The following is a 25,525-nucleotide window of genomic DNA, read 5'->3' on the forward strand; positions in this document are numbered from 1 at the left end:
CCCTACCGGGACTCCTGGTCCCCTGCGACCGTCCGACCGGACGGTGCGTGCTCGGCCTGGTCGTCCTTCTCACCCGGGCCACGGCCGCCGGCGACCGCGCCGAGCACGCCGTTGACGAACCCGGCGGACTCCTCCGTCGACAGGGACTGGGCGAGCTCGACGGCCTCGGCGATCGCGACGGCGTCGGGCACCTCCGGGTTGAACCGGAGCTCCCAGACACCCATGCGCAGGATGCACCGGTCGAGCACGGGCATGCGGGCGATGGACCAGCCCTGTGCGTGCTCCACGATGACCTTGTCGATCTCGTGGCGGTCGTCGTCGACACCCGTGACGATCTGCCGTGCGTAGTCCCAGCTGGAGGCGCGCTCCGGCTGGTCCAGGTGGCGGACCGTCTCGGTGGCGAGGACGTCCGAGATGGGGAGCTCCCGCACCTCGGCGACGTACAGCATGTCGAGGGCGCGCTTGCGGGCCTTCGAACGAGCGCTCATACGGTCAGCGCCTAGGAGTTGACGCGGCCGAGGAAGTTGCCGTCGCGCGTGTCGATCTTCACCAGCGTGTCGGTCTCGAGGTACAGCGGCACCTGGATCTGGTACCCGGTCGCCTTGATCGTGGCCGGCTTCGTGCCACCCGACGAGCGGTCGCCCTGCAGGCCCGGCTCGGTCTCGATCTCGGTGGTGATCGAGGTCGGGAGCTCGATGTAGAGCGGGGTGCCCTCGTTGATCGCGATGGTCACCATCGCGGACTCGAGGAGGAAGTTCTTCGCGTCGCCGACGACCGTCGCGGGGACCGGGATCTGGTCGTAGGTGTCGGTGTCCATGAACACGTACGAGTCGCCGTCCTCGTAGAGGTACTGGTAGTCGCGGCGGTCGACGGTCGCGGTCTCGATCTTCGCACCGGCGTTGAAGGTGCGGTCGACGACCTTGCCCGACACGACGTTCTTGAGCTTGGTGCGGACGAACGCGCCGCCCTTGCCCGGCTTGACGTGCTGGAACTCGACGACCGACCAGAGCTGCCCGTCGATGATGAGAACGGCGCCGTTCTTGATGTCAGTGGTACTGGCCATGAGTCTTCGGTGTCCCGTTCGGTCGTGTGTTGTGAAGGTCTGCGGGCCGATCGGGCCCTGTCCGGAGCCGCTCGGGCCCGGTCTGCGGGCCGCTCGGGCCACGGACGAGTGTAGCGGACGGGCCGGGGGTCACTCCCGCTTCCGGGCGAGCGCGGCATCGATGGCCGCCCACACCAGCAGGACCACCGCCGCGCCACCGAGCAGCCCCCCGGCGACTCCGGTCGACAGCACCGCCGTCGGACGCGCGGGCAGCGCCAGGTACACGATGGACAGCACGCCGGCCCCGGCGCCGAGCAGCACCAGCAGCACACGGCGGATGACACCGTTCAGGGTCCGGCGATCCCGCCGGTCCGAGAACAGCCGGATGTTCACGGACAGCTTGCCGGTCTCGATCGCCTCGCCGATCCGGTCCACGCGACGCGGGAGCCGCCGTGCGGCCGACACCGCGCCGAACAGCTCGCGGACGGCGACGTCCCGGATCCGCCCCGGCCGCAGCTGGTCGCGGATCTGCTCGCCGGCCAGCGAGCGGGACTCCTCAAGCAGGTCGAACGACGGGGTGAGGGTGCGGAGGGTCCCCTCGAAGATCGCGAGCGCACGGGCCGCGGCGACGAAGTCCGGCGGCGGCTTCAACCGGTAGCGTCCGAACACCTCGACGGCGTCGTCCACCGTCTCGACCCCGATGCGGGCGCCGGGGCCGAGTTCGTCGGCGACGAACCGGGCGATGGCGCGTCGGAAGTCCGGTTCGTCCTCGGCGTCCCGGACCGGCGCCATCCGGAGCACGGCGTCGGCGATGGCCTCGGTGTCGTCCTGGATGTACGCGGCGAGGAGCTGTTGCACCGTGTCCCGCAGACCGGGATCGAGCCGCCCGACGGAGCCGAAGTCGATGAGCGCGGGGCGGCCGTCCGGCTGCAGCAGGACGTTCCCGGGGTGCATGTCCGCGTGGTAGACCCCGTCGAAGACGACCTGCCGCAGGAACGCCCGGAGGATCGCCCGCATCGGCTCGTCGAGGTCACGGTCCGAGCGCTCGGCCCGGATCGCGCTGAGCGTGTCCCCCTCCAGGAACTCCATCACGAGCACCCGCCGCCCGGAGAGCTCCGGGTACGGGTCGGGGAAGCGCACCTCGTCCGGACGCGCGCTCCGGGCCTGCGCCGCACGGAGCGCCGTGAGGTTCCGGAGCTCCGACGTGAAGTCCACCTGGCGGATCAGGTCGTCGGCGTACTGCGCGGCGACGTCCTGCACGCCGACCTGCCGGGCCTCGGTCGAGAGCCGGGCCATGAACCGCACCACCCGGAGCGCGATGTCCACGTCTCGCCGCACGGCGGTGTCGATGCCGGGCCGTTGGACCTTCACGGCGACGCTCGTGCCGTCGGTCAGTCGCGCGCGGTGGACCTGCGCGATGGACGCCGCGGCGACGGGAACGGGGTCGAAGGCCGCGAAGACCTCGTCGACGGGGGCGCCGAGTTCCCGTTCGAGGAGGGCCGCCACCTCGTCCGGATCGGCCGGCGTCACACTCCGCTGCAGGTGCGCGAGCCCCTCGGTCCACTCCTCCGGCAGCAGGTCGTCGCGGGTGGAGAGCAGCTGGCCCATCTTCACGAAGCCGCCGCCCGCCTCTTCGAGCGCGCGGCGCAGGTGGTCCGCCTGCCGGGCACGGAGCGCGGACTTGTCGGGGTCGTGCGAGAAGTCGAGTCGACGGAACGGCAGGAGCTCGTGGCGGCGGGCGATCGCGAGGAGCTCGGCGAAGCGCCGGCCGCGGGACCGGAGGGTCCCGGTCTCGACGTCCGGGGCGCTACCGAGGTCGCTCAGGCGGGGCGGGGTGGGCACCGGCCCAGTCTGCTCCCCCGGCCTGCGTGGTCGGTTCCTCCACAGCCTGGAGGCGCGGCGCGCGCTCCACAGGTCGACCCGAGCCCGGCGTCGCGCCGGGTCCACTGCCGCAGGCTGCCGTCATGGAGACAGCACTCATCGGGGCGGTCATCGCCGCCGGAGCGGCGATCGTGGCCGCCGTGGTCAGCTGGTTCGGTGCGTTCCAGTCGCGCCGCGCCACCGACCGTGACCACGCCTGGCAACGGTTCACCTGGGCCGTCGCGCAACCGGACCACGATCCGGTACACGACATTTCAATCACTGTGCTCCGCGGGCTCGCCGACGTAGCGTGGTGGTCCAAGGCGGACCGGCGGCTCGCTGACCGCGCACTCAGGCGGCGCGCTGCGCGACTGCCACCTGGCCCTGCGACGAAGGAATCCGACTGATGCCGATCTTCAAACCGCTGCCGGATGCGTTCGATCCGGAGTGCGACTCCGACGACTACTGGGCGTGGGAGAACGGTGCGACGCTCGCCGAGTTCCACGAGTGGAAGCGCACCGACGTGCTGACCGTGTCGATGCGGGTGAAGTGGTGGTGGCGGCGCACCCGGCGGGTCCTGCGCTGAGTCCTGCGCTCAGTCCTGCGCGGACGACGCGCTAGACGCCGACCTCCTGATAGGCGGTGAAGAGCAGGTGGTCCTCGGGGCCCTCGAGCGTGACCGGCTTGCCGACCCCGTCGAGGATGATGAACCGCAGCATGCCGGCGCGCGCCTTCTTGTCGCGGCGCATGGTGGCGAGCAGCCCTTCCCACCGGCCGACCCCGTAGGTCGTCGGGAGCTCGAGCGACTCGAGGATCGAGCGGTGCCGGTCCACCGTGGCGTCGTCCAGGTGCCCGGTCAGGCGCGCGAGCTCGGCGGCGAAGACCATGCCGACGGACACCGCCGCACCGTGCCGCCACTGGTAGCGCTCCGCGTGCTCGATCGCGTGACCGAGGGTGTGCCCGTAGTTGAGGATCTCCCGCCGGCCCTGCTCGGTGAAGTCGTCCGAGACGACGTCGGCCTTGAGCTGGATCGCGAGCTCGACCACCCGGCGGAACTCCGGCGTGGTGGGGTCGGTGACGCGCGCGACGTCCGCCTCGACGATGTCGAGGATCTCCGGCACGGCGATGAACCCGGCCTTCACGATCTCCGCGAAGCCGGTGAGGATCTCGTTCCGCGGCAGGGTGCGCACGAGGTCGAGGTCCGCGACGACGGCGCGGGGTGGGTAGAACGCGCCGACGAGGTTCTTGCCCTCGTTCGTGTTGATCCCGGTCTTGCCGCCGACGCTCGCGTCCACCATGCCGAGCACGCTCGTCGGGATCGCGACGTAGGGCACGCCCCGCAGCCAGGTCGCGGCGACGAAGCCGGCGAGGTCGGTCACGGCGCCGCCACCGAGACCGATGACGGCGTCGGTGCGGGTGAAGTCCGACTGGCCCATGATCTGCCAGCAGAACGCGGCGACCTCGACGCGCTTGGCGCCCTCGGCGTCGGGGACCTCGGCGATGAGGGCGTCGAGCCCGGCGTCGACGAGCAGGTCGCGCAGGCCGTTCGCACGGGCGCCGAGCGTCGGCGCGTGCACGATGAGGACCTTGGCGACCCGTGGGCCGAGGAGCGCCGCCACCGAGCCGAGCAGGTCGTTGCCGACCGCCACGACGTAGCCGTCGTCACCGCCGACACGGATCTCGGTGGTGCCCTCCGGCAGGATCGACTCGGTGGACTCGCTCACGGGGTTCCTTCGTTCGTGGTGGCGTCGGGCGTTGGTGCGTCGTCAGGCGTCGCTTCCGCGTCGGCACGCAGCCACCTGACGACGTCGTCGACGACGTGGGACATCGGCCGACGGGAGGTGTCGAACACGGCGTGCGCGAGTTCGGCGTAGGTCGCCGCCCGCTCGTCCAGGATCGTCTGCCAGGCGTCGATGCCACCGTTCGCCAGGAGCGGTCGGTCACTGCCGGCGATCCGGTCGGCGACGGCCTCGGGCGACACGGTGAGCAGGACCACCCGGGCACCGGCCATGGCGTCCCGCGTGGCGGCGTGCGTGACGGCACCGCCGCCGACCGCGATCACCCCGCCGGTGGCCAGGGCATCCCGCACCGCCGCGGCCTCGAGCTCGCGGAACGCCGGCTCGCCCCGATCGGCGAAGATCCCCGGGATCGGCCCGTGCTGCCGGGCGATCACCCGGTCGGTGTCGGTGAACGGCACGCCGAGCGCCTTCGCGACGCGCTTGCCGACGCTCGACTTGCCGGCCCCCATCGGCCCGATGACGACGACGGGAGCGGACGCGAACGCGCTCACCAGGCGGTGGAGTGCTCGGCGGCCTCGGTGCGACGGCTGCGGAGCGTCTCCGGGATCGACGCGAGGTAGGCGTCGAGGTTCCGCTTCGTCTCGACGACGTTGTCGCCGCCGAACTTCTCGAGCACGGCGTCGGCGAGGACGAGCGCGACCATGGCCTCGGCCACCACACCGGCGGCGGGCACGGCGCAGACGTCGGAGCGCTGGTGGTGCGCCGAGGCGTCCTCGCCCGTGGTCACGTCGATGGTGTGCAGCGCGTGCGGGATGGTCGCGATCGGCTTCATGCCGGCCCGGACGCGCAGGACGGTACCGGTCGACATGCCGCCCTCGGTGCCGCCGGCGCGGTCGGAGGTGCGGATGATCTCGCCGTCCTCGCGGTAGAGCTCGTCGTGCGCCTCGGAGCCACGGCGGCCAGCGGTGGCGAAACCGTCGCCGACCTCGACGCCCTTGATCGCCTGGATGCCCATGATCGCGGCGGCGAGCCGGGCGTCGAGTCGACGGTCCCACTGCACGTGCGAGCCGAGCCCCGGCGGGACGCCGTAGAACAGCACCTCGACGACGCCGCCCAGGGTGTCGCCGTCCTTCTTCGCGGCCTCGACCTCGGTCACCATCCGCGCGGAGGTCTCCGCGTCGAAGCAGCGCAGCTGGTCCTCGTCGAGCCGGTCGACGTCGTCCGGCAGGGGCAGCGCGGTGCCGTCCGGCACGCGGACCGTCCCGACCTGCAGGGTGTGCGCGACGGAGCGGATGCCGAGCTCCGCCAGGAACGACTTCGCCACGGCGCCGAGCGCGACCCGGGCTGCGGTCTCGCGAGCGGAGGCGCGCTCGAGGATCGGACGGGCCTCGTCGAAGCCGTACTTCTGCATGCCGACCAGGTCGGCGTGGCCCGGACGGGGACGGGTCAGCGGTGCGCTGCGCCCGCGGGAGAGCTCGGTCTGCTCGACGGGCTCGGGGTTCATGACCTCGACCCACTTCGGCCACTCGGTGTTGCCGATGCGGATCGCGATGGGGCTGCCCAGGGAGTACCCGTGCCGGACGCCGCCGGACACGTGCAGCTCGTCCTGCTCGAACTTCATGCGGGATCCGCGGCCGTAGCCGAGCTTGCGACGCGCGAGGTCGGTACGGATGGACTCGAACGACACCGGGACACCCGCGGGCAGGCCCTCGAGCATCGCGATCAGTTCGGGTCCGTGGGACTCACCAGCGGTCAACCAACGAAGCATGGTGCCCATCATCCCACAGCGCGCACCCGTGCGACGCGACCCCGGTTACTGGTAGTCGGGGTGCGCGCGGAGCCAGGCCTGGAACTGCTTCACGGCCACGAGGTGCTGGTCGTACGTGTCCGAGAACACCGTCTCGCCGGTCTCGAGGTTCACCGTCACGAAGTACTCCCAGTTGCCGGTCGCCATCTTCGTCACCGCGTTGATGGCGATGTCGCCAGGGTTCGAGATCGGCGCCGGCGGCAGCCCGTCGTGCACGTAGGTGTTGTACTTGTTCCCCGCGTCGGCTCGCTCGGCGTCGGTCGTGGTCACGGTGTGCGTGTTGCCCGTGCCGTAGGCCACGGTGGCGTCGGACTGCAGCTTCATGCCCTTGTCGAGGCGGTTCTGGAACACCCGGGCCACCTTCGGGTAGTCGGCGGCGAGGCCGGCTTCCTTCTGCACCAGCGACGCGAAGACGATCACGTGCTCCTGGTCCGCCTCGGCGACACCGGCTGCGGCGAGGTGCTCCTTCATCGTGTCGACCATCGACTTGAAGTACTGCGTCGCCGTCCACCCCGGGTTGATCGGGTAGGTGGCCGGGAACAACCAGCCCTCGAGCGTCGTGACGTTCGCGGGCAGATCGTAGGCGGCGAGGTCCTTCGCTGCCGCGGACACCTCGGCGTCGGACAGCCCGGCCTTCGAGACCATCCCGGCCTCGATGTCCTTGAGTGCCGTGCCCTCGGGGATGACGATCGACGCCTGCACCCGGTTCTTCGGGTCCTGCAGCGCCGCGAGGGCCGTCTTCGAGCTCATCTCCTTCTTGAGCGCGTACGACCCGGGCTGGAACTGCACGTCCGGCGAGGCCAGCAGCAGCTTGTAGAACACCTTCGAGGACTTCACGACGCCGCTGCGCTGCAGGGTCTTCGCGACGTTCTCGCCGATGTCGCCCTGCTTGATCGTGATGGTCACCTTGCTGGTGCCGCTGCCCGAGTAGTCGTCCGGCTCGTCGTTCCCGCTCACGGCGGCGATGACCTGCTGGATCTTCGGCGCGGCGAACGTGTACGCCGACACCCCGCCGGCGAGGACGACCGCGACGATGACGATCCCCGCGATGAGCGGGCCACGACGTCGCTTCCGGCGCGGCTCACGCGGCTCGCGTGGCGCCCTGGAGGCTCCCCCGCGTCCACCGCGACCGCCGCGTCCGTCGTCTCCCGCGCCTCCAGGGCCGTCGTCACCCTGGGCAGGACCGCTCGCGCCCGCGGATGCGGCCGCGCGGTCGGCGTCGTCGACGTGCACCTCACCCGTGAGCAGGGCGTGGACCTCGGGGTGCAGCTCGGCCGCGCTGCGCGCGACCGGGGCGTCGGCGGGAGAGGCCGGGCGGTCGGCCCGGGTCGTCTCGGATGAGCGTGCCGGCTCGGAGGACCGAGCCGTTCCGGAGGTGCCTGCCGGCTCGGCCGAGCGGGCCGCCTCTGCTGCGCGGGCGGTCTCGGTCGCGCGCGCGGCCGCGGCTGCGCGATCGGCGTCCGCGGCGCGGTGCTCCGCCTCGGCCGCACGAGCGGCCTCGGCTGCACGGGCTTCGCGTCGTGACAGGTGTCGCGTGGGCTCCGCCGGGGTGCCGGCGGTGGGGTCGACCGCGTCGCCGCGCTCATCGGGGGTGGCCGGACGGTCGGAAGTGCTCTTCCGCCGCTCGGCGTCGTTGCCGGGCGCGATGATCGCGTTCCAGTCCAGGTCGTCTGCCAACGGTCCTCGGTCTCTCGGTCGGGAACTCCGCCTGGGCATCGTCGTCTCGGTCGACGGCAGGGAGCCCGGTTCAGGGGAGCGTGGCCCCCGGTGGGGCACTGGACGCACGCTCGTGGTCGAGCGCGTGTTGCAGAATGATAACAGCGGCCGCTTGGTCGATCACGGCACGAGACTTCTTCGTGTTCCGGCCGGCCTGGTGCAACCCCCGCTGGGCGGTCACCGTCGACAGGCGTTCGTCCACCAGCCGGACCGGCCGGTGTTCCGCGAGACGAGCGGCGAACTCCCGCGCGTCCGCCGTGGACGAGGTGTCCCCACCGGACATCGACAACGGCAGCCCGACGACGATCTCGAGCACGTCGTACTCGTCCGCGATGTCGGCGATCCGACGTACGTCCGTCGCGTCGTCGCGGGGGACGGTCTCGACCGGCGTCGCGAGGAGACCGTCACGGTCGCACACCGCGACCCCGATCCGGGCGCGACCGACGTCGACGCCGAGTCGCCGCCCGGAACGGATCGCCACGGTCAGGCCGCGAGCCGGTCGGTCACCGCACGCAGCGCGGCCGGGAGCGCGGACGCGTCCGTGCCACCACCCTGCGCGAGGTCCGGCTTGCCGCCACCGCCGCCGCCGAGCACGCCCGCGGCCTCCTTCGCGAGCGGACCCGCCTGGACCCCGGCCGCACGGGCCGCGTCGTTGGTGGCCACGATGACGACGGGCTTGTCGTTGACGACGGCGCCGAGCACGACGACGACGGCACCGTCACCGAGCAGTGCGCGCACGCCGGTCGCGAGGGCACGGAGGTCGTCGCCGGACTGCAGGCCCTGGACCGACTCCGCCACCACGGTCGTGGAACCGACCGTCGTCGCCTGGCGGGCGAGGGCGGGCACGCGCTGCTGCAGGTTCGCCGACTCGAACTCGGCGATCCGCTTCTGTGCGCTCCGCAGGTCCTCCATCAGGGACTGCACGCGCGTCGGCAGGTCCTCCCGCGGGGCCTTCAGTGCGCTCGACAGCTGCGACACGATGGTCCGCTCGACCGCGAGGTCGCGGAAGCCCTCGAGCCCGACCAGGGCCTCGACGCGGCGGTTCGTCGAACCGACGCTCGACTCCCCCACCAGGTTGACGAGCCCGACCTGTGCGCTCGACGCGACGTGGGTGCCGCCGCAGAGCTCGCGGGACCACGGGCCGCCGATGTCGACCATGCGGACCTCGGAGCCGTACTTCTCACCGAAGAGCGCCTGCGCGCCGAGGGACTTGGCCTCGTCGAGCGGGAGCACGCGGGTCGAGACCTCGAGGTCGGTGCGGATCGCGTTGTTCACCACTTCCTCGATCTCGGAGCGGGTCTCGAGCGACACCGGCTGCGACCACGAGAAGTCGAGGCGCATGTACCCGGACTTGTTGTACGAACCGGCCTGCAGTGCCTCCGGCCCGAGGATGTCCCGGAGCGCGGCGTTCACGAGGTGCGTCGCGGAGTGGGCCTGGGTGGCGCCACGGCGGTACTCGGAGTCGACGACGGTCGTCGCCGGCGCACCGACACCGACCTCGCCGGACCGGACCTGCACGGTGTGGCTCCAGAGACCGGCGACCGGGCGCTGCACGTCGAGCACCTCGAGGTCGAAGCCGTTGCCCACGATCGAGCCCTGGTCGGCGTCCTGGCCGCCGGATTCGGCGTACAGGGACGTCTCACCGAGGATGACCTCGGCGATGTCGCCCGCGACCGCACGGTCAACGCTGACGCCGCCGACGATGATGCCGAGCACGTTCGTCTCCGCCTCGAGCGCGTCGTAGCCGAGGAAGACGGTCTCGCCCTTCGCGCGGAAGGCGCTGTAGACGCTGAGGTCGGCGAGGGCGGTCTTCTTGCTCTTGGCGTCCGCCTTGGCCCGGGCCCGCTGCTCGGACATCAGGGTCTCGAAGGCGGAGCGGTCGACGTGGACGCCGGCTTCCTCGGCCATCTCCATCGTCAGATCGATCGGGAAGCCAAACGTGTCGTGGAGCAGGAACGCGGTGTCGCCGCCGATCGAGGGAGCGCCGTCCTGCTTGGCACGCTCGACCGCGACGTCGAGGATGGTGGTCCCCTGCGCCAGCGTCCGGAGGAAGGTCTCCTCTTCCGCGTAGGCGATGCGCGCGATGCGGTCGTAGTCCGTGCCGACCTCGGGGTAGGCGTCGCGCATGGCGTCGCGGGACGCGGGGAAGAGCTCCGGGAAGGTCGCGCCCTCGACGCCCAGCAGGCGCATCGCGCGGACCGTGCGACGGAGCAGGCGACGGAGGATGTAGCCCCGGCCCTCGTTCGACGGGCTGACGCCGTCGGCGATGAGCATGAGCGCGGACCGGACGTGGTCCGCGATGACGCGCATGCGGACGTCGTCCTCGTGCACGGCACCGTACCGACGGCCGGACACCGCTGCCGCACGGTCGAGGACCGGACGGACCTGGTCGATCTCGTACATGTTGTCGACGCCCTGCTTGATGAACGCGACGCGCTCGAGGCCCATGCCGGTGTCGATGTTCTTGTTCGGCAGCTCGCCGGTGATCTCGAAGTCGTACTTCGACCGCACGTCGGCGATCTGGTACTGCATGAAGACGAGGTTCCAGATCTCGACGTAGCGGTCGTCGTCGGTGGCCGGGCCGCCGTCGATGCCGTACGCGGGGCCGCGGTCGAAGAAGATCTCCGAGCAGGGACCCGCCGGGCCGGGCTGCCCGGTCGACCAGTAGTTGGTGTCCTTGCCGAGCCGCTGGATGCGCTCCTCGGGCAGGGACGAGTGCTGCTTCCAGAACGCGATCGCCTCGTCGTCCTCTTCGTAGACCGTCACCCAGAGGTCGTCGGGCGAGAAGCCCAGGCCGCCGTCGGACTCGGGCTGCGTCAGGAACTCCCAGGCGTACTGGATCGCCTGCTCCTTGAAGTAGTCCCCGAACGAGAAGTTGCCGTTCATCTGGAAGAACGTGCCGTGCCGCGGGGTCTTGCCGACCTCTTCGATGTCGTTCGTCCGGATGCACTTCTGCACGCTGGTGGCGCGCGGGTACGGCGCGGGGATCAGCCCGGTCAGGTACGGGATGAACGGCACCATGCCGGCGACCGTGAACAGGAGCGACGGGTCGTCCGACACGAGCGAGGCGGACGGGACGACGGTGTGGCCGCGGTCACCGAAGAACTGGAGCCAACGGCGGCGGATCTCTGCGGTCTGCATGGTGCTTCCTGATTCAGGTTCGGCGGGGAGGTGCGAGGACGGCGACGCGTGTGGTGCGGCGGGGATGGTGCGGCGGCGGGGGTGCGCGACGTCAGGCGTCGGTGCGGAGCTCGGCCTCGCGGGAGCGGTAGCCGTCGGCGACGGCCCCCGTGAAGGCCTTCGTGCGGGCGTCCACGTCGGCGAAGAACCGCGCGCCACCGGGAGTGTTCGCGACGCGGTGCGCGACGGCGAACCCGATGGCGACGCCGACGACGACGAAGAACAGCTGCTTCACGGTGCCTCTCCCTCTGCACGCGCGAGCGGTGCGTGCCCAGACGATCTTACTGATGGTGCCGGACGGGAACGCCGAACGGCGGGCCGCCCTGTGGAGAGGGCGACCCGCCGTTCGGGTGTGATCAGGAGATCAGCGAGCTGCGTAGTACTCGACGACGAGCTGCACTTCACAGGTCACGGGGACCTCGGCGCGCTTCGGACGACGGACCAGGCGGGCCTGGAGCTTGTCGATCTCGACCTCGAGGTAGCCCGGGATCTTCGGGAGGACTTCCTGGTGGCCACCGGCAGCGGCGACCTGGAAGGGCTCGAGCGACTCGGAGCGCTGCTTCACGTGGATGAGCTGGCCCTCCTTGACGCGGAAGGAGGGGCGGTCGACGAGCTTGCCGTCCACGAGGATGTGGCGGTGCACGATCAACTGACGGGCCTGCGCGGTCGTGCGGGCGAAGCCGGCACGGAGCACGAGGGCGTCGAGGCGCTGCTCGAGGAGCTCGACCAGGTTCTCACCGGTCAGGCCCTTCGTCTTGCGGGCCTCTTCGAAGACGATGCGGAGCTGCTTCTCGCGGATGCCGTACTGGGCGCGCAGACGCTGCTTCTCACGGAGGCGGACGGCGTAGTCGCTGTCCGCACGACGGCGGGTGCGGCCGTGCTCACCGGGGCCGTAGGGGCGCTTCTCGAGGTAACGGGCCGCCTTCGGCGTCAGCGGGATGCCGAGCGCGCGAGACAGGCGGGTCTTGCTGCGGGTGCGTGACTTGGTAGACACAGGGTCCTTTTCTCTGTACTGAACTGAACTGAACGTCGGTCACCGCACGCGCACGAGCGGTCGAACCCGACGAAGGGATCCAGAGGGATGAGCCTGTGGGATCGGACGGCTACAGTCCGAACCTCTGTCCCCGTGCCACTGCTGTGGCACTGTGTCCTCGACGCAGCCGCACGCGAGGACCAGGACGTAGGCCCGTCAACGATAGCAGCATCCGGCCGTCGGGTGAACCGGCGTGCGCTACTCGCCGCGGGTGATCTTGCGGAGCCGTTCGAGACGCGGGCCGACCTCGCGCTCGTAGCCGTTGGCGGTCGGCGTGTAGTACTCGGTGCCCTCGAGCGCGTCCGGCAGGTACTGCTGCTCGGCGACCCCGTGCTCGGCGTCGTGCGAGTACACGTAGCCCTTGCCGTGGCCGAGCCGCTTCGCACCGGGGTAGTGCGCGTCGCGGAGGTGCATCGGGACGACCCCGAGCCGACCGGCCTTCACGTCGGCGACCGCGGCGTTCACCCCGTTGTACGCGGCGTTCGACTTCGGGGCGGTGGCCAGGTAGACCACGGCCTCGGCCAGCGGGATCCGCCCCTCGGGCATGCCGATGAGCTGCACCGCCTGCGCCGCGGCGACCGCGATCGGCAGCGCCTGCGGGTCGGCCATGCCGATGTCCTCGGACGCGGAGATGATGATGCGGCGTGCGATGAACCGCGGGTCCTCGCCCGCTTCGATCATGCGCGCCAGGTAGTGGAGCGCCGCGTCGACGTCGCTCCCCCGCACCGACTTGATGAAGGCACTGATGACGTCGTAGTGCTCGTCACCCTGCCGGTCGTAGCGGAGCAGGGCACGGTCGACGGCCGCGGCGACGGTGTCGGCGTCGATCACCGGGACCGTCTCGACCCCGTCGAGGGCGCCGTCATCGTCGTCGTCCTGTCCGGCGACCGCCGAGGACGCCGCCGCCTCGAGCGCGGTCAGGGCGCGGCGGGCGTCGCCGGAGGACAGCCGGACGATGGCGCTCCGGGCCTCGTCCCCGAGGACGACCGACCCGCCGAGGCCACGCGGGTCCTCCACCGCGCGGTCGACGAGCATGCCGAGGTCCTCGTCGGTGAGGGGCTTCAGCGTGAGGAGCAGGGAGCGGGACAGCAGCGGGGAGATGACCGAGAACGAGGGGTTCTCGGTGGTGGCCGCGATGAGGATGACCCACCCGTTCTCGACCCCGGGCAGCAGAGCGTCCTGCTGGGCCTTGCTGAAGCGGTGGATCTCGTCGAGGAACAGCACGGTCGTGGCGCCGTAGAGGTCACGGTGCGTGAGGGCCTTCTCCATCACCTCGCGCACGTCCTTCACGCCGGCGGTGACGGCGGAGAGTTCGACGAACTCGCGCCCGGACTGCCGGGCGATCGCCTGCGCGAGGGTGGTCTTGCCGGTGCCGGGCGGGCCCCAGAGGATCACGGAGACGCCGCCGGGGTTCTCACGCGTGCCGGTCGCGAGCTGCACCAGCGGACTGCCGCGACCCAGCAGGTGCTGCTGGCCGGCGACCTCGTCGAGGCTGGTGGGGCGCATCCGGACCGCGAGCGGGACGGAACCCTGCGCGAGTCCGGCGTGACCGCCCGTCGTGGGCGCACGCATGCCCGAACGGTCCGCTGCCATGCACCCAATCGTAGGCCGACCCACTGACAGGGGCGCGCCTCCAGGTGGGTGGAAGGGTCGGTTCCGCTACGCTCGTCGCACACTCGACGAGAGGTCAGACGAGCACCGTGGCACCGAAGAACCAGGCGCGTGACAGCAAGGAGGCGCGCGAGCGCCTCCGCCTCTACAAGGCACGACAGGGCCTGCACGACCGGCAGCGGCGCCGTCGTCTGCGGGACAACCTCGTCGCACCGGCGGTCCTCGTGCTCGTCGCCGCCCTGGCGACCGGGTCGCAGCTCGCTTTCGCCGGGTCGCAGGACGGCGGGAAGGCCGACGCCAGCGCGACCGCCACGTCCACCGCCACCCCGACGCCGTCGGCCAGCGCAACCGCCGCGAACACGGGCGAAGTCCCGAGCAAGTCGATCGCGAAGGACTCCACCTGGACCGGCTCCCTCACGCTCAACAAGGACGTGCGGCTCGGCATCGAGCTCGACGGCAAGAAGGCCCCGCAGGCCACGAGCGTCGAGGTCAAGCTCATCCAGGACCAGTTCTACAACGGCACGACCTGCCACCGGCTCGCCGACAGCAAGGGCTTCGCCTTCCTGCAGTGCGGCTCGGCGAACGGCGACGGCACCGGGGACGCCGGCTTCGAGTACGGCCCGCTCGAGAACGTGCCGAGCGACGGGGTCTACGAGAAGGGCACCCTCGCGATCGCCCGCGGCGCCACGGCGTACTCGCAGTCCACGCAGTTCTTCATCGTCTTCGGCGACACGACGCTCGACGGCTCGACCGGCGGGTACACGGTGGTGGGCAAGGTCACGAGTGGCCTCGACGACCTCGTCTCGAAGATCACGTCGAAGGGGGTCTCCTCGGCCGGCGACGACGGCAGCGGAGCGCCGAAGGTCGCCACGAAGATCACCGGCGCGACGATCGAGCGCGAGAAGTAGTCCACAGGCGCGCCGTCCCGCCGGGTCGCGGAGGCCGTCCGTGCAATAGGCTGACGACCTGACCGTGCCGACGGCGACGTCGGTGATGCACGACCACGATCGAGGCGAGACCTGTGGGACCTGACGAAGCAACGACCTGGGGCCGGGTCGACGAGAACGGGACGGTGTACGTCCGGTACGAGGACACCGAGAAAGCCGTCGGTGAGTACCCGGACGCGACGCCCGACGAAGCCCTCGCGTACTTCGCGCGGAAGTACGCCGACCTCGAGGGGCAGGTGAAGATCGCCGAGCAGCGCGTCCAGCGTGGTGCCTCGGCGAACGACGTCGCCCGCACGGTCGAGCACCTGCAGGCCCTGGTGGCCGAGGCCCGCGTCGTCGGTGACCTCAAGGCGCTCGAGACCCGCGTCGGCGCACTGACGGAGCAGCTCGGCTCGCTCACCAAGGAGCAGGCGGAGCAGGCGCAGCAGGCCCTCGCCGACGCGCTCGCGCACCGCACCGCCCTGGTCGAGGAAGCCGAGGCGCTGGCCGCCGTCGACCCCGCCCGGGCGCAGTGGAAGCAGATCACCGCGCAGCTCGACGACGTGTTCGCGCGCTGGCAGCAGCACCAGCACGACGGGCCGCGCATCCCCAAGAACGAGGCGAACGAGCTCTGGAAGCGCTTCCGGGCGGCTCGCTCGACGGTCGACCAGCACCGTCGCGCGTTCTACTCGGAGCTCGACGCCCAGCACCGCGACGCCCGCAACCGCAAGCAGGAACTCGTGCAGCAGGCCGAGGCACTCGCGCCGCGCGGCGCCGACGCGATCGGTGCGTACCGCGACCTGCTCGACGACTGGAAGGCCGCGGGTCGTGCGGGCAAGCGCCACGACGACGCGCTCTGGGCCCGCTTCAAGGCCGCCGGTGACGTGCTGTTCGAACAGCGACACGCCGAGGTCGCCGCTGAGAACGAGGAGTACTCCGAGAACCTCGTCGCGAAGCAGGCGCTCCTGACCGAGGCCGAACCGCTCCTGCAGGCGACCGACCGGGTCGCGGCGCGCCGGACCCTCACGGGCATCCAGCGGCGCTGGGACGAGATCGGCAAGGTGCCCCGCGCGGACGTCCGTCGCGTCGAGGACCGGCTCCGTGCCGTGGAGGACCACGTGCGCAGCCTCGAGGACCAGCACTGGAAGGCCTCCGACCCGGAGCGCAAGGCCCGCCAGAACGGTCTCGCGAGCCAGCTCGAGGACGCCATCGGCAAGCTCGAGTCGGAGCTCGCCCAGGCGCAGGCGACCGGTGACGCCCGCAAGATCAAGGACGCGCAGGAAGCGCTCGACGCCCGCAAGATCTGGCTCGACGCACTCGGCGGCTGACACACCCCGCACACGACGGAGCCCCCGCGACCTTCCGGTTGCGGGGGCTCCGTCGTGTGCGCTGCCGCGCGCGCTCACGCGCGGGCGCGCAGCGCGGCGTCAGACCGGCGTGGGCAACCCGAGCAGGAGCCGGATGTCGCGGTCGTCCTGCCGCATCTGCTCGGCGAGCTCGTCCATCGACGAGAACTTCACCATGCCGCGGACGTACGAGACGAACAGCACCGAGATCGTCTCGCCGTAGAGGTCGATGTCGACGTCGAGCAGGTGCGCCTCGATCTGCTTCGCGGGGACACCCTCGAACGTCGGGTTGTTGCCGACCGACACCGCCGCCGGGTACACCGTGCCGTCGTGCAGGACCCGTGCGGCGTAGACGCCGTCGGCGGGCACGAAGCCCTCGCACGCCGGGTCGAGGTTCGCCGTCGGGTACCCCATGGCACGACCGCGCTGGTTGCCGTGCACCACGACGCTCCGGACCGCGTGCTCGCGACCGAGCAACCGTGCGGCCTCGGCGACGCGGCCGTCGCCGAGGAGCTCACGGATCCACGTCGACGAGACCCGGCGTTCGCCGTCCGGCCGGACGTCGTCCACCAGGTCGACGTCGTCGATGAGCTCGACCGTGAAGCCCAGCTGCTCGCCGAGTTCGCGGAGGAGCGTGACGTCACCGGCGCCCTTCGCGCCGAAGCGGAAGTCGCTGCCGACGAAGACCAGGCGCGCGTGCAGGGTGCCCACGAGGATCTCGGACACGAACGCCTCGGGCGCCTTGGACTGCAGGTCCTGGTCGAACCGGAGCAGCAGGGTCGCGTCGACCCCGACCTCGTCGAGGAGCTCACGCCGCTGCGCGGTGCTCGTCAGCGCCGGCGGGACCTTCACGGGGTCGATGACGTTGAGCGGGTGCCGGTCGAACGTGACCACGGTCGAGACCAGTCCGTGTTCCTGCGCGGCACGTTCGAGGTGCGCGATGACCGCGCGGTGCCCGACGTGGACCCCGTCGAACTTGCCGATCGTGACCGCGCTCGGCCCGAAGCCCTGGGCCACGTCGGCGATGTCGTCGTAGTACTGCACGTCGCTCCCCTACTCGCCGGCCGGCACGGTGGTGGCGGGCGACGCGTCGACGGCGGTGCGGTGGTGCTTGCGGAGCCACCAGAGTCCGGCCGCCGGCAGCACGAGCGGTGCGAACGCGTAGCCGAGGCCGTAGTACGACCAGATCGTGTCGTCGGGGAACAGCGCCCGGTCGAAGAGCGAGAGCGTCCCGATGACGAGCACACCGGTCATCTCGAACACGATGGTGACGCAGGCGACGCGGTACCAGAAGCGACCCGGCGCGATGAGCGCGATCATCGCGACGATGTAGACGACCGCGGCGATGGCGCTCAGCGTGTACGCGAAGGGCGCGAAGTCGAACTTCTCGATGATCTGGACGACGCTCCGACCGGTCGCCGCCAACGCGAGGACGCCGTAGACGGCGATGAGGACTCGGCCGATGCCGGTCGCGAGTGAGGATCTGGTCGCCATTGCACCGATTCTACCGACGCCGTGCGCACCCGATGACGCAGCGCGTCAGTTCAGCGCGAACCAGATCTGGTACATCCGGTAGACCATCACGGCGACGGTGAACGCACCGGCGCCGAGGACGACGGTGCTCCACTTCGTCCGGTCGATGAGCGCCCAGACGATGGTGGCCGGCGGCACGAGCAGCACCGACACGGCGTACACGCCGAACTCGAGCGCGTTGCCCTTCGGCGGGCTGCCGACGGCGGGGAGCACGAGCGCGATGACGCCCTGCGCGAGGAGCAGCAGCTCGACCAGCACGAGCGATCCGACCGTGTAGTCGTTCGGCTTCCACCCGATGAAGCCGACGACCACGGCGAAGAGCCCCGCGACCACCGCGACCACGAGCTGCACCCACATGAACCACTCGATCACGCGTTCGCTCCTGGTCCGGTCGACGTCGTCGGGAAGTTGGTGATGACGCGGAGCAGTCCGCGTCGGACGGACACGAGCCCGACGAGGCGGTCCCCGTCGGTGGCGACGGCGGCGACGGGACCGTCGGTGTCCGGGTGCTCGGCGGCGACGCGCTTGCCGTCGGAGAGGTCCTTCGCGGCCGCGGCGTCGAGCGGGACGGCCGGGAACAGCCGCCGGGCGATGTCGGCCGGCCGCTGGAGCGCCGACCGGACGTCGACGGCGTCGTCCTCGAGGTCGATGGCGTCGTCGACCTCGAACGGCCCGACGCGGGTCCGGCGGAGTGCCGTGAGGTGGGCGCCGGTGCCGAGCGCGGCGCCGACGTCACGAGCGAGGGCACGCACGTAGGTGCCCGACGAACAGGTGACCACGACGTCGAGGTCGACCACGGCGACGTCTATGCCGTCCACCGTCACGACGCGGTCGCCGCGTCCGGTCACGTCGAACTGCGACACGGTCACCGTGCGTGACTTGAGGACGACCTCCTCGCCCTTCCGCGCGAGGTCGTAGGCACGCCGGCCGTCCACCTTGATCGCGCTCACCGTCGACGGGACCTGGGCGATCTCGCCCCGCTGCGCCGCGACCGCAGCCTCGACGGCGACGTCCGACACGTCGGCCGAGGCGGTGCCGACGGCTGCCGTGGGCGATCCGTCGGCGTCGTCGGAGTCCGTGGCGACGCCCAGTCGGATCGTCGCCGTGTACGTCTTGTCGAGGCCGACGAGGTGCGTGAGGAGCCGTGTCGAGGGGCCGATGCCGAGGAGCAGCAGGCCGGTCGCCATCGGGTCGAGCGTGCCGGCGTGACCGACCTTCTTCAGCCCCAGGCGACGCCGGGCGATCGAGACCACCCGGTGGCTGGAGATCCCCTGCGGTTTGTCGACGAGGAGGATGCCGTCGGGCGCGGTTTCGAGCACCGTAGGAGATTACCAGCGGCGCCGAGCCTCAGCAGGCGTCGTTCCACTCGCGGCGGGGGTGCTCCGGATCCGTGACGTCGAGCACCGCGGACGCCGCGATCTTGACGTCGGCGCGGCGTTCGAGCCGGCCGGCTTCCTGCTCCACCCACAGCGACCAGCGCCACAGCCCCCGGGCCCCGTGTCCGAGGACCCCGTGGCCGTGCACGACGAGGACGCCGTCGCCGGCACCGGTCGACCGGAAGGGCGCGACGAGACCGGAGCGGAGTGCGTCGACGTCGGACGACGGGGCGGCCGCCGCCATCGCCGAGACCCCGTGCTGTTCGAAGCCGGCGACGAGCCCGGCCGCGACACGCTCGAGGTCGGTGCCGTCCTGCCCGTCGACGCCGATGACGGTGCGGTTCGTGCCGACCTGCGCGATCACCTCGGCCGCGATCGCGGCCATCGTGTCCGTCTCCTGGGGTGCCCAACGTGCCATGGACCCACCGTAGGCTGTCGTGGTGAACGCGCGTCGTGCCTCCAGGCAGAATGTGGACAACTCGGCCACGCGACCCGCTGTCGAGGAGCCGGCCCGCCCGGACATCGCGACCCCGCTCGTCACCTGGTTCCGCGCCGAGGCGCGGGACCTGCCCTGGCGACGCCCCGGCTTCCCCGCGTGGGGAACGCTGGTCAGCGAGATCATGCTGCAGCAGACACAGGTCGCGCGCGTCATCCCCCGACTGGAGGCGTGGCTCACCCGCTGGCCGACCCCTGCGGACCTCGCGGCCTCACCCCCGGCGGACGCGGTGCGCGCCTGGGACCGGCTCGGCTACCCGAGACGGGCGCTCGCGCTGCACGCGGCCGCGTCGGCCATCGCCGACCGGCACGGCAACGAGGTGCCCCGCGACGTCGACGCCCTGCTCGCGCTGCCCGGGATCGGCGACTACACCGCACGAGCGGTCGCGGTCTTCGCGTACGGGGACCGGCACCCGGTCGTCGACGTCAACGTGCGCCGCGTCCTCGCACGCGCCCTGCTCGGGCAGGGCGAACCGGGCCCGGCCAAGGCGAAGCAGGACCTCCCGCTGATGGAGTCCGTGCTGCCGGCGGACCGCGACGACGCCGCAGCGACCAACGCGGCCGTGATGGAGCTCGGCGCGCTCGTCTGCGTGGCCCGCTCCCCCGCGTGCGACGCGTGCCCGATCGCCGACCGCTGCGCGTGGCGTGCCGCCGGGTACCCCGAGCACGACGGACCGCGGGCGCCGAAGCAGGCGAAGTTCGCCGGGAGCGACCGCCAGGTTCGCGGCCTGATCATGGCCGAACTGCGCGCCAGCGACGTCCCGGTGACCCGTGACGAGATCGAGCCGGTGTGGCCAGATGCCGAGCAGCGGGACCGGGCGCTCGCGTCGCTCCTGCGCGACGGACTGGCCGTCGGGGACGACGCGAGCGGCTACCGGCTGCCGGAGGGCTAGGCCCTACGCCCGCTGCTCGGTGTCGGCGTCCTGGTCGTCGTCGTCCTCGTCGCGCTTGTACGGGTCGGCGTCGCCGGCGTACGTCGCACCGACGGCGGCTGCGCGGACCTGCTCGTCGCGCACCTGGGCCTGCACGAGCAGGTCCTCCATGTGCGCCGAGGTCTCCGGCAGGGCGTCGGCGATGAACTCGATCGACGGGGTGAGCCGCGCGGTGATGTTCTTGCCGACCTCGGTCCGGAGCATGCCGGTCGCGGCCTTGAGCGCCGCTGCGGAGTCGGCGCGCTCCTCGTCGGTGCCGTACACCGTGTAGAAGATCGACGCGTGCTGCAGGTCACCGGTCACACGGACGTCGGTGATCGTGACGAACCCGAGTCGCGGGTCCCGCAGGCCCTTGTCGAGTCGTCGTGCGACGACTTCCTTGATGCGGTCCGCCATCTTGCGTGCGCGCTGCGGATCGGCCATGGGGTGCCTCCTGGGGGCAGAGAGAAAGCAGTGGAACGGGGACGGGCCCCGGCCTCCCACACGGGGAGACCGGGGCCCAGGGTACTCACGTGACTAGTCGCGCGGCTTCTCGACGAGTTCGGTCGTCTCGACCTCGTCGCCGATCTGGATGTCGTTGAACTTGCCCAGACCGATACCGGCTTCGAAGTCCGTGCGGACCTCGGTGACGTCGTCCTTGAAGCGACGCAGCGACTCGATGGCGAGACCATCGGCGACCACCACGCCTTCGCGGATGACGCGCGCCTTGGCGTTGCGCGTGATCGTGCCGGACCGGACGATGACACCGGCGATGTTGCCGAACTTGGAGGAACGGAACACCTCGCGGATCTCGGCGACACCCGACTGGACCTCTTCGTACTCGGGCTTGAGCATGCCCTTGAGGGACTGCTCGATGTCGTCGAGTGCGTTGTAGATGACCGAGTAGAAGCGCACGTCGATGCCTTCGCGCGCCGCACGCTCACGGGCCTTGACGTCCGGACGGACGTTGAAGCCGATGACGATGGCGTTGTCGATCGTGGCGAGGTCGATGTCCGACTCCGTGATCGCACCGACACCGCGGTGGAGGATGCGGAGCTGGACGCTGTCGTCGACCTCGATGTCCAGGAGCGACTGCTCGAGTGCCTCGACGGCACCGGAGACGTCACCCTTGATGATGAGGTTGAGCGACTCGACCTTGCCCTCTTCGAGTGCACGGGTGAAGTCCTCGAGCGAGATGCGCTTGCGCGACTTCGCCAGCAGGGCGTTGCGCTCGGCCGCTTCACGCTTCTCAGCGATCTGACGAGCCGTGCGGTCCTCTTCCGTGACGAGGAAGGTGTCACCGGCGCGGGGCACCGAGGACAGACCCTGCACCTGGACCGGACGGCTCGGCGTCGCGGCCTTGACCGCGACCCCGTTCTCGTCCGTCATCGCACGGACACGGCCGTAGGCCGTCCCCGCGACGATCGCGTCGCCGACGTGCAGCGTTCCGGACTGGATGAGGACCGTGGCGACTGCACCGCGACCCTTGTCGAGCCGGGCTTCGATCGCCACACCACGGGCGTCCTTGTCGGGGTTCGCACGCAGGTCGAGACCGGCGTCCGCGGTGAGCAGCACGGCGTCCAGGAGCTCCTGGATACCGATGTTCTGCCGCGCCGACACGTCGACGAACATGACGTCGCCGCCGTACTCCTCGGCCACCAGGTTGTACTCGGTGAGCTGCTGGCGGACCTTAGCCGGGTTCGCGCCTTCCTTGTCGATCTTGTTCACCGCGACGACGATCGGCACACCGGCCGACTGCGCGTGGTTCAACGCCTCGATCGTCTGGGGCATGATGCCGTCGTCCGCCGCGACCACGAGGATCGCGATGTCCGTCACCTGGGCACCACGGGCACGCATGGCCGTGAAGGCCTCGTGACCCGGGGTGTCGATGAAGGTGATCGGGCGGTCGATGCCCTCGTGCTGCGCGACGATCTGGTAGGCACCGATGTGCTGGGTGATGCCACCGGCCTCGCCCTCGACGACCTTCGAGTTGCGGATCGCGTCGAGGAGGCGGGTCTTGCCGTGGTCGACGTGACCCATGACGGTGACCACCGGCGGCCGCTGCTGCAGCACGTCGTCGTCTTCGTCCTCGAGTTCTGCTTCGAGGTCGATGTCGAAGCCCTCGAGGAGCTCCTTGTCCTCGTCCTCGGGCGAGACGATCTGGATCTTGTAGCCCAGTTCCTCGCCGAGGACCTCGAACGTGGCCTCGTCCAGCGACTCGGTCGCGGTTGCCATCTCACCGAGGTGGAACAGCACCGTCACCAGGTTGCCGGGCATGGCGTCGATCTTGTCCGCGAAGTCCGAGATGCTCGCACCACGACGGAGTCGGACGATCGTGTTGCCGTCACCGCGAGGGACCTGCACACCACCGAGCGACGGCGCCTGCCGCATCTCGTACTCGGCGCGCTTCGTCCGCTTCGACTTGCGGGCACGGCTCTTGCCGCCACCGCGACCGAACGCACCAGCGGTACCGCCACCGGGGCCACGACCACGGCCACCGCCACCGGCGGGACGCGGGCCGCTGAAGGCCGGACGCGGGAAACCGCCACCGGCACCACCGGCACCACCCGGACGACCACCGGGGCCGCCACGACCGCCGCCACCCTGGCCCGGGCGCTGCCCGAAGCCGTTCGGACGGTTGCCCTGACCGGGCCCACCGGGACGCGGAGCACCCGGACGGGGAACGCCCGGACGCGGCGGGGCGGGACGCGGGATGCCGTTGCCGCCACCGGCGCCGCCGGCGGGGCGCTGGCCCATGCCCTGGTTCGAGGAGTACGGGTTGTTGCCCGGGCGCGGCGGGCGCGAGCCCATGCCCTGGCTCGACGCGTACGGGTTGTTGCCGGGACGAGCGCCCGGCTTCGGGCCACCCGGCTTGGGGCCGGCGGCTGCGCCCGGCTTCGGGGAACCGCCGGGCTTGACGGCGTCGCCCTTCGGCTCGGTCTGCTTGCCGTCGCCCTTGTCGGCCGCGGCCTTCTCGGCTGCGGCCTTCTCAGCTGCGGCGGCCTTCTGCGCTGCCTCGGCCTCGGCCTGTCGCTGGGCGACGGACTTCGGTGCGGGCTGCACGGGTGCCTCGGCGGAGGTGTCCTCGGCCGGCGTCGCCTCGGGCGCCGCCGGAGCGGGTGCGGGACGTGCCGGGCCGGGCTTCACGCCGCCGGGCTTCGGGCCGGTCTTGGCCGGAGCGGGGCTGCTGGGAGCGGCTCCGCCGGGCTTCGGGGATGCCGAACCGGTCGCGGGGGCTGGTGCTGCGGCGGGCTTCGACGCCGGGGCGCCATCAGCCTGCAGCGCAGCGCGGAGCTTGCGTGCGACGGGGGGTTCGACGCTGGAGCTCGGGCCCTTGACGAATTCGCCGAGTTCCTTGAGCTTCTCCATTGCGGTCTTGCTGTCGACACCGAGTTCGGATGCGATCTCGTGTACGCGTGGTTTTGCCACTGTTCTCCTTCACGGGTCCCACCCCGTGAAGGGGCAGGACTCAATGGATGACGGGTCTCATTTCGAGCCGCTCATCAGTTGTCCATAAGCCGTTCAGCCTGTTCTGTCGTGTCCTGGTGACGCGCCTGCTCGGAGCGCTGGAGCGCTTCGAGGTAGTCACGCACCGCGGACGTGTCCGGTTCATGATCGAGCCGCAGCGCCCGGCGGAAAGCCCGTCGCTTGGCGGCCTGATCATGTGCTTCGACCGTCGGTGTGAGCCATGCTCCCCGACCCGGCATGACTGCCTTCGGGTCCGCCACGACGCGACCGTCGCTCAGGGCGACGACACGGAGGAGGGAGGACCGGGGTGCACGACGGCGACTGCCGATGCATGTTCTGACTGGAACCACCTTACTCCTCCCCTCCGACGACCGCGATCCGGCACGCCCGGACCGGACATGCCGCCAGCGAAACCGGCGGTGCCGGCACGCTCGGCGTCACCGTCTGCTAGTCCTCGCCGTCCAGGATCGAGTCCGGCTGGATGTCGATCCGAGCGCCCGTGAGCTTCGCGGCGAGACGGGCGTTCTGCCCCTCCTTGCCGATCGCGAGCGACAGCTGGTAGTCCGGCACGAGGGCGCGGACGGCCTTCGTCGAGGCGTCGAGCACGAACGCGCTCGTCACCTTCGCCGGCGACAGGGCGCTCGCGACGAACGACGCCAGGTCGGACGAGTAGTCGACGATGTCGATCTTCTCGGCGCCGAGCTCCGTCGTCACCGCGCGCACGCGGGCACCGAGTTCACCGATGCACGCACCCTTGGCGTTCACGCCGGGCTCGTTCGCCTTCACCGCGATCTTCGTGCGGTGCCCGGCCTCGCGGGCGAGCGAGATGATCTCCACGACGCCGGACGCGATCTCCGGGACCTCGAGCGCGAAGAGCTTCCGGACCAGGCCCGGGTGCGTGCGCGACACCGTGATCTGCGGACCCTTGGCACCGCGGCCGACGCTCGTCACGTAGACGCGCAGCCGGGAACCGTGCTTGTAGTCCTCGCCCGGCACCTGCTCCTCCGGCGGCAGGATCGCCTCGACCGTGCCGAGGTCGACGTGCACCATCTTCGGGTTCGGGCCCTGCTGCACGATGCCGGCGACGATGTCGCCTTCCTTGCCGCGGAACTCGCCGAGGATCTTGTCGTCGCCGATGTCGCGCAGGCGCTGGTTGATGACCTGCTTGGCGGCGAACGCAGCGATGCGGCCGAAGTCGCTCGGCTGGTCGACGGCCTCGCCGATGACGGTGCCCTCGTCGTCGCGCTCCGGCACGAAGACGGAGACCTCACCGGACTTGCGGTCGAGCTCGACGCGGACGTCCGCGTCGACCGGCTCCTCGTTCTCGGTGCGGTGCTTCTGGTACGCCGTCAGGATGGCCTGTTCGATGATCTGGACGAGTTCGTCGAACGGGATCTCCCGCTCACGCTCCATGAGTCGCAGGACTGCGAGATCGATCTTCACCGAGGGCCTCCGTATTCAGATGAGTCGCTCCCGCGGATG

General features: G+C 71.0%; 26 protein-coding genes. 5 read left to right on the plus strand and 21 right to left on the minus strand.

The annotated features are described in order from the left end of the window. Positions 1-2: 2 nt before the first annotated feature. From nusB to EDF64_RS07725, 3 genes are all read right to left on the minus strand, one after another. Positions 3-488 carry a transcription antitermination factor NusB gene (gene nusB / locus EDF64_RS07715; RefSeq protein WP_133519445.1) on the minus strand — a complete coding sequence of 162 codons (486 nt, stop codon included), beginning with the start codon at positions 486-488 and terminating at the stop codon, positions 3-5. 11 nt (positions 489-499) lie between these two features. Then, a complete protein-coding gene (gene efp / locus EDF64_RS07720; protein WP_071291753.1) occupies positions 500-1,063 on the minus strand; it encodes an elongation factor P in 564 nt (187 codons plus the stop codon). 129 nt (positions 1,064-1,192) lie between these two features. Continuing rightward, the gene (locus EDF64_RS07725) at positions 1,193-2,884 is read right to left on the minus strand and encodes an ABC1 kinase family protein (protein WP_133519446.1); all 1,692 of its coding nucleotides are present in this window, start codon (positions 2,882-2,884) and stop codon (positions 1,193-1,195) included. Between the two features lie 122 nt (positions 2,885-3,006). Between EDF64_RS07725 and EDF64_RS07730 the strand changes: the two genes are divergently transcribed. Both EDF64_RS07730 and EDF64_RS07735 read left to right on the plus strand, forming a co-directional pair. Further along, the gene (locus EDF64_RS07730) at positions 3,007-3,309 is read left to right on the plus strand and encodes a hypothetical protein (RefSeq protein ID WP_133519447.1); all 303 of its coding nucleotides are present in this window, start codon (positions 3,007-3,009) and stop codon (positions 3,307-3,309) included. After that, the gene (locus EDF64_RS07735) at positions 3,309-3,488 is read left to right on the plus strand and encodes a hypothetical protein (protein WP_133519448.1); all 180 of its coding nucleotides are present in this window, start codon (positions 3,309-3,311) and stop codon (positions 3,486-3,488) included. Before EDF64_RS07730 ends, EDF64_RS07735 begins: the two co-directional genes overlap by 1 nt. Positions 3,489-3,519: 31 nt before the next feature. Here the strand turns inward: EDF64_RS07735 and aroB are convergent, their stop codons facing one another. From aroB to EDF64_RS07780, 9 genes are all read right to left on the minus strand, one after another. Next, a complete protein-coding gene (aroB, locus tag EDF64_RS07740; protein WP_432207020.1) occupies positions 3,520-4,626 on the minus strand; it encodes a 3-dehydroquinate synthase in 1,107 nt (368 codons plus the stop codon). Next, positions 4,623-5,195, minus strand: a complete 573-nt coding sequence (locus EDF64_RS07745) for a shikimate kinase (protein WP_432207023.1) — start codon at positions 5,193-5,195, stop codon at positions 4,623-4,625. Before EDF64_RS07745 ends, aroB begins: the two co-directional genes overlap by 4 nt. After that, on the minus strand, positions 5,189-6,409 hold the full coding sequence (gene aroC / locus EDF64_RS07750; protein WP_133519449.1) for a chorismate synthase: 1,221 nt from the start codon (positions 6,407-6,409) through the stop codon (positions 5,189-5,191). Before aroC ends, EDF64_RS07745 begins: the two co-directional genes overlap by 7 nt. A gap of 45 nt (positions 6,410-6,454) precedes the next feature. Further along, positions 6,455-8,125: an endolytic transglycosylase MltG gene (mltG, locus tag EDF64_RS18430; RefSeq protein ID WP_243736291.1), complete on the minus strand. Its 1,671-nt coding sequence runs from the start codon at positions 8,123-8,125 to the stop codon at positions 6,455-6,457. 70 nt (positions 8,126-8,195) lie between these two features. Further along, a complete protein-coding gene (ruvX, locus tag EDF64_RS07760) occupies positions 8,196-8,639 on the minus strand; it encodes a Holliday junction resolvase RuvX (RefSeq protein ID WP_166645658.1) in 444 nt (147 codons plus the stop codon). Positions 8,640-8,647: 8 nt separating this feature from the next. Then, entirely contained in the window at positions 8,648-11,305 is a 2,658-nt protein-coding gene (gene alaS / locus EDF64_RS07765) for an alanine--tRNA ligase (RefSeq protein ID WP_133519451.1), read from the minus strand. Positions 11,306-11,396: 91 nt separating this feature from the next. Beyond that, positions 11,397-11,579 carry a hypothetical protein gene (locus EDF64_RS07770; RefSeq protein WP_133519452.1) on the minus strand — a complete coding sequence of 61 codons (183 nt, stop codon included), beginning with the start codon at positions 11,577-11,579 and terminating at the stop codon, positions 11,397-11,399. A 129-nt stretch (positions 11,580-11,708) separates the two neighbouring features. Further along, positions 11,709-12,338 (minus strand): 30S ribosomal protein S4, encoded by a 630-nt coding sequence (rpsD, locus tag EDF64_RS07775; protein WP_133519453.1) that lies wholly within the window; start codon positions 12,336-12,338, stop codon positions 11,709-11,711. Between the two features lie 237 nt (positions 12,339-12,575). After that, a complete protein-coding gene (locus tag EDF64_RS07780; RefSeq protein ID WP_432207021.1) occupies positions 12,576-13,970 on the minus strand; it encodes a replication-associated recombination protein A in 1,395 nt (464 codons plus the stop codon). 107 nt (positions 13,971-14,077) lie between these two features. On the opposite strand from EDF64_RS07780, the gene EDF64_RS07785 reads away from it, so the two are divergent. Together EDF64_RS07785 and EDF64_RS07790 are read left to right on the plus strand one after the other, a co-directional pair. Beyond that, the gene (locus tag EDF64_RS07785) at positions 14,078-14,896 is read left to right on the plus strand and encodes a peptidylprolyl isomerase (RefSeq protein WP_166645644.1); all 819 of its coding nucleotides are present in this window, start codon (positions 14,078-14,080) and stop codon (positions 14,894-14,896) included. Between the two features lie 113 nt (positions 14,897-15,009). Further along, positions 15,010-16,242 (plus strand): DUF349 domain-containing protein, encoded by a 1,233-nt coding sequence (locus tag EDF64_RS07790; RefSeq protein WP_208108858.1) that lies wholly within the window; start codon positions 15,010-15,012, stop codon positions 16,240-16,242. A 99-nt stretch (positions 16,243-16,341) separates the two neighbouring features. On the opposite strand, the gene EDF64_RS07795 is transcribed toward EDF64_RS07790, so the two are convergent. From EDF64_RS07795 to EDF64_RS07815, 5 genes are read right to left on the minus strand one after another with little or no spacing between them, the layout of a single operon-like run. Beyond that, on the minus strand, positions 16,342-17,304 hold the full coding sequence (locus EDF64_RS07795) for a bifunctional riboflavin kinase/FAD synthetase (RefSeq protein WP_133519455.1): 963 nt from the start codon (positions 17,302-17,304) through the stop codon (positions 16,342-16,344). Between the two features lie 9 nt (positions 17,305-17,313). Beyond that, positions 17,314-17,754: a hypothetical protein gene (locus EDF64_RS07800; protein WP_133519456.1), complete on the minus strand. Its 441-nt coding sequence runs from the start codon at positions 17,752-17,754 to the stop codon at positions 17,314-17,316. 45 nt (positions 17,755-17,799) lie between these two features. Continuing rightward, positions 17,800-18,165, minus strand: a complete 366-nt coding sequence (locus EDF64_RS07805) for a hypothetical protein (protein WP_133519457.1) — start codon at positions 18,163-18,165, stop codon at positions 17,800-17,802. Continuing rightward, positions 18,162-19,112: a tRNA pseudouridine(55) synthase TruB gene (gene truB / locus EDF64_RS07810; protein WP_133519458.1), complete on the minus strand. Its 951-nt coding sequence runs from the start codon at positions 19,110-19,112 to the stop codon at positions 18,162-18,164. Before truB ends, EDF64_RS07805 begins: the two co-directional genes overlap by 4 nt. A 28-nt stretch (positions 19,113-19,140) precedes the next feature. Beyond that, positions 19,141-19,587 (minus strand): hypothetical protein, encoded by a 447-nt coding sequence (locus EDF64_RS07815; RefSeq protein WP_133519459.1) that lies wholly within the window; start codon positions 19,585-19,587, stop codon positions 19,141-19,143. 103 nt (positions 19,588-19,690) lie between these two features. Here EDF64_RS07815 and EDF64_RS07820 point away from each other — a divergent pair, with 103 nt between their 5' ends. Further along, positions 19,691-20,557 carry an A/G-specific adenine glycosylase gene (locus tag EDF64_RS07820; RefSeq protein ID WP_133519607.1) on the plus strand — a complete coding sequence of 289 codons (867 nt, stop codon included), beginning with the start codon at positions 19,691-19,693 and terminating at the stop codon, positions 20,555-20,557. 3 nt (positions 20,558-20,560) lie between these two features. On the opposite strand, the gene rbfA is transcribed toward EDF64_RS07820, so the two are convergent. From rbfA to nusA, 4 genes are all read right to left on the minus strand, one after another. After that, positions 20,561-21,019 carry a 30S ribosome-binding factor RbfA gene (gene rbfA / locus EDF64_RS07825; RefSeq protein ID WP_071291767.1) on the minus strand — a complete coding sequence of 153 codons (459 nt, stop codon included), beginning with the start codon at positions 21,017-21,019 and terminating at the stop codon, positions 20,561-20,563. Positions 21,020-21,112: 93 nt separating this feature from the next. Beyond that, positions 21,113-24,004, minus strand: coding sequence for a translation initiation factor IF-2 (gene infB / locus EDF64_RS07830; protein WP_133519460.1), 2,892 nt, complete (start codon positions 24,002-24,004; stop codon positions 21,113-21,115). Positions 24,005-24,078: 74 nt separating this feature from the next. After that, on the minus strand, positions 24,079-24,393 hold the full coding sequence (locus EDF64_RS07835; RefSeq protein WP_133519461.1) for a YlxR family protein: 315 nt from the start codon (positions 24,391-24,393) through the stop codon (positions 24,079-24,081). Positions 24,394-24,490: 97 nt separating this feature from the next. Continuing rightward, complete coding sequence (gene nusA / locus EDF64_RS07840) at positions 24,491-25,486, minus strand: transcription termination factor NusA (protein WP_133519462.1); 996 nt, start codon at positions 25,484-25,486, stop codon at positions 24,491-24,493. Positions 25,487-25,525: the final 39 nt, after the last annotated feature.

This window comes from Curtobacterium flaccumfaciens, assembly GCF_004361695.1.
Classification (GTDB): domain Bacteria; phylum Actinomycetota; class Actinomycetes; order Actinomycetales; family Microbacteriaceae; genus Curtobacterium; species Curtobacterium flaccumfaciens_B.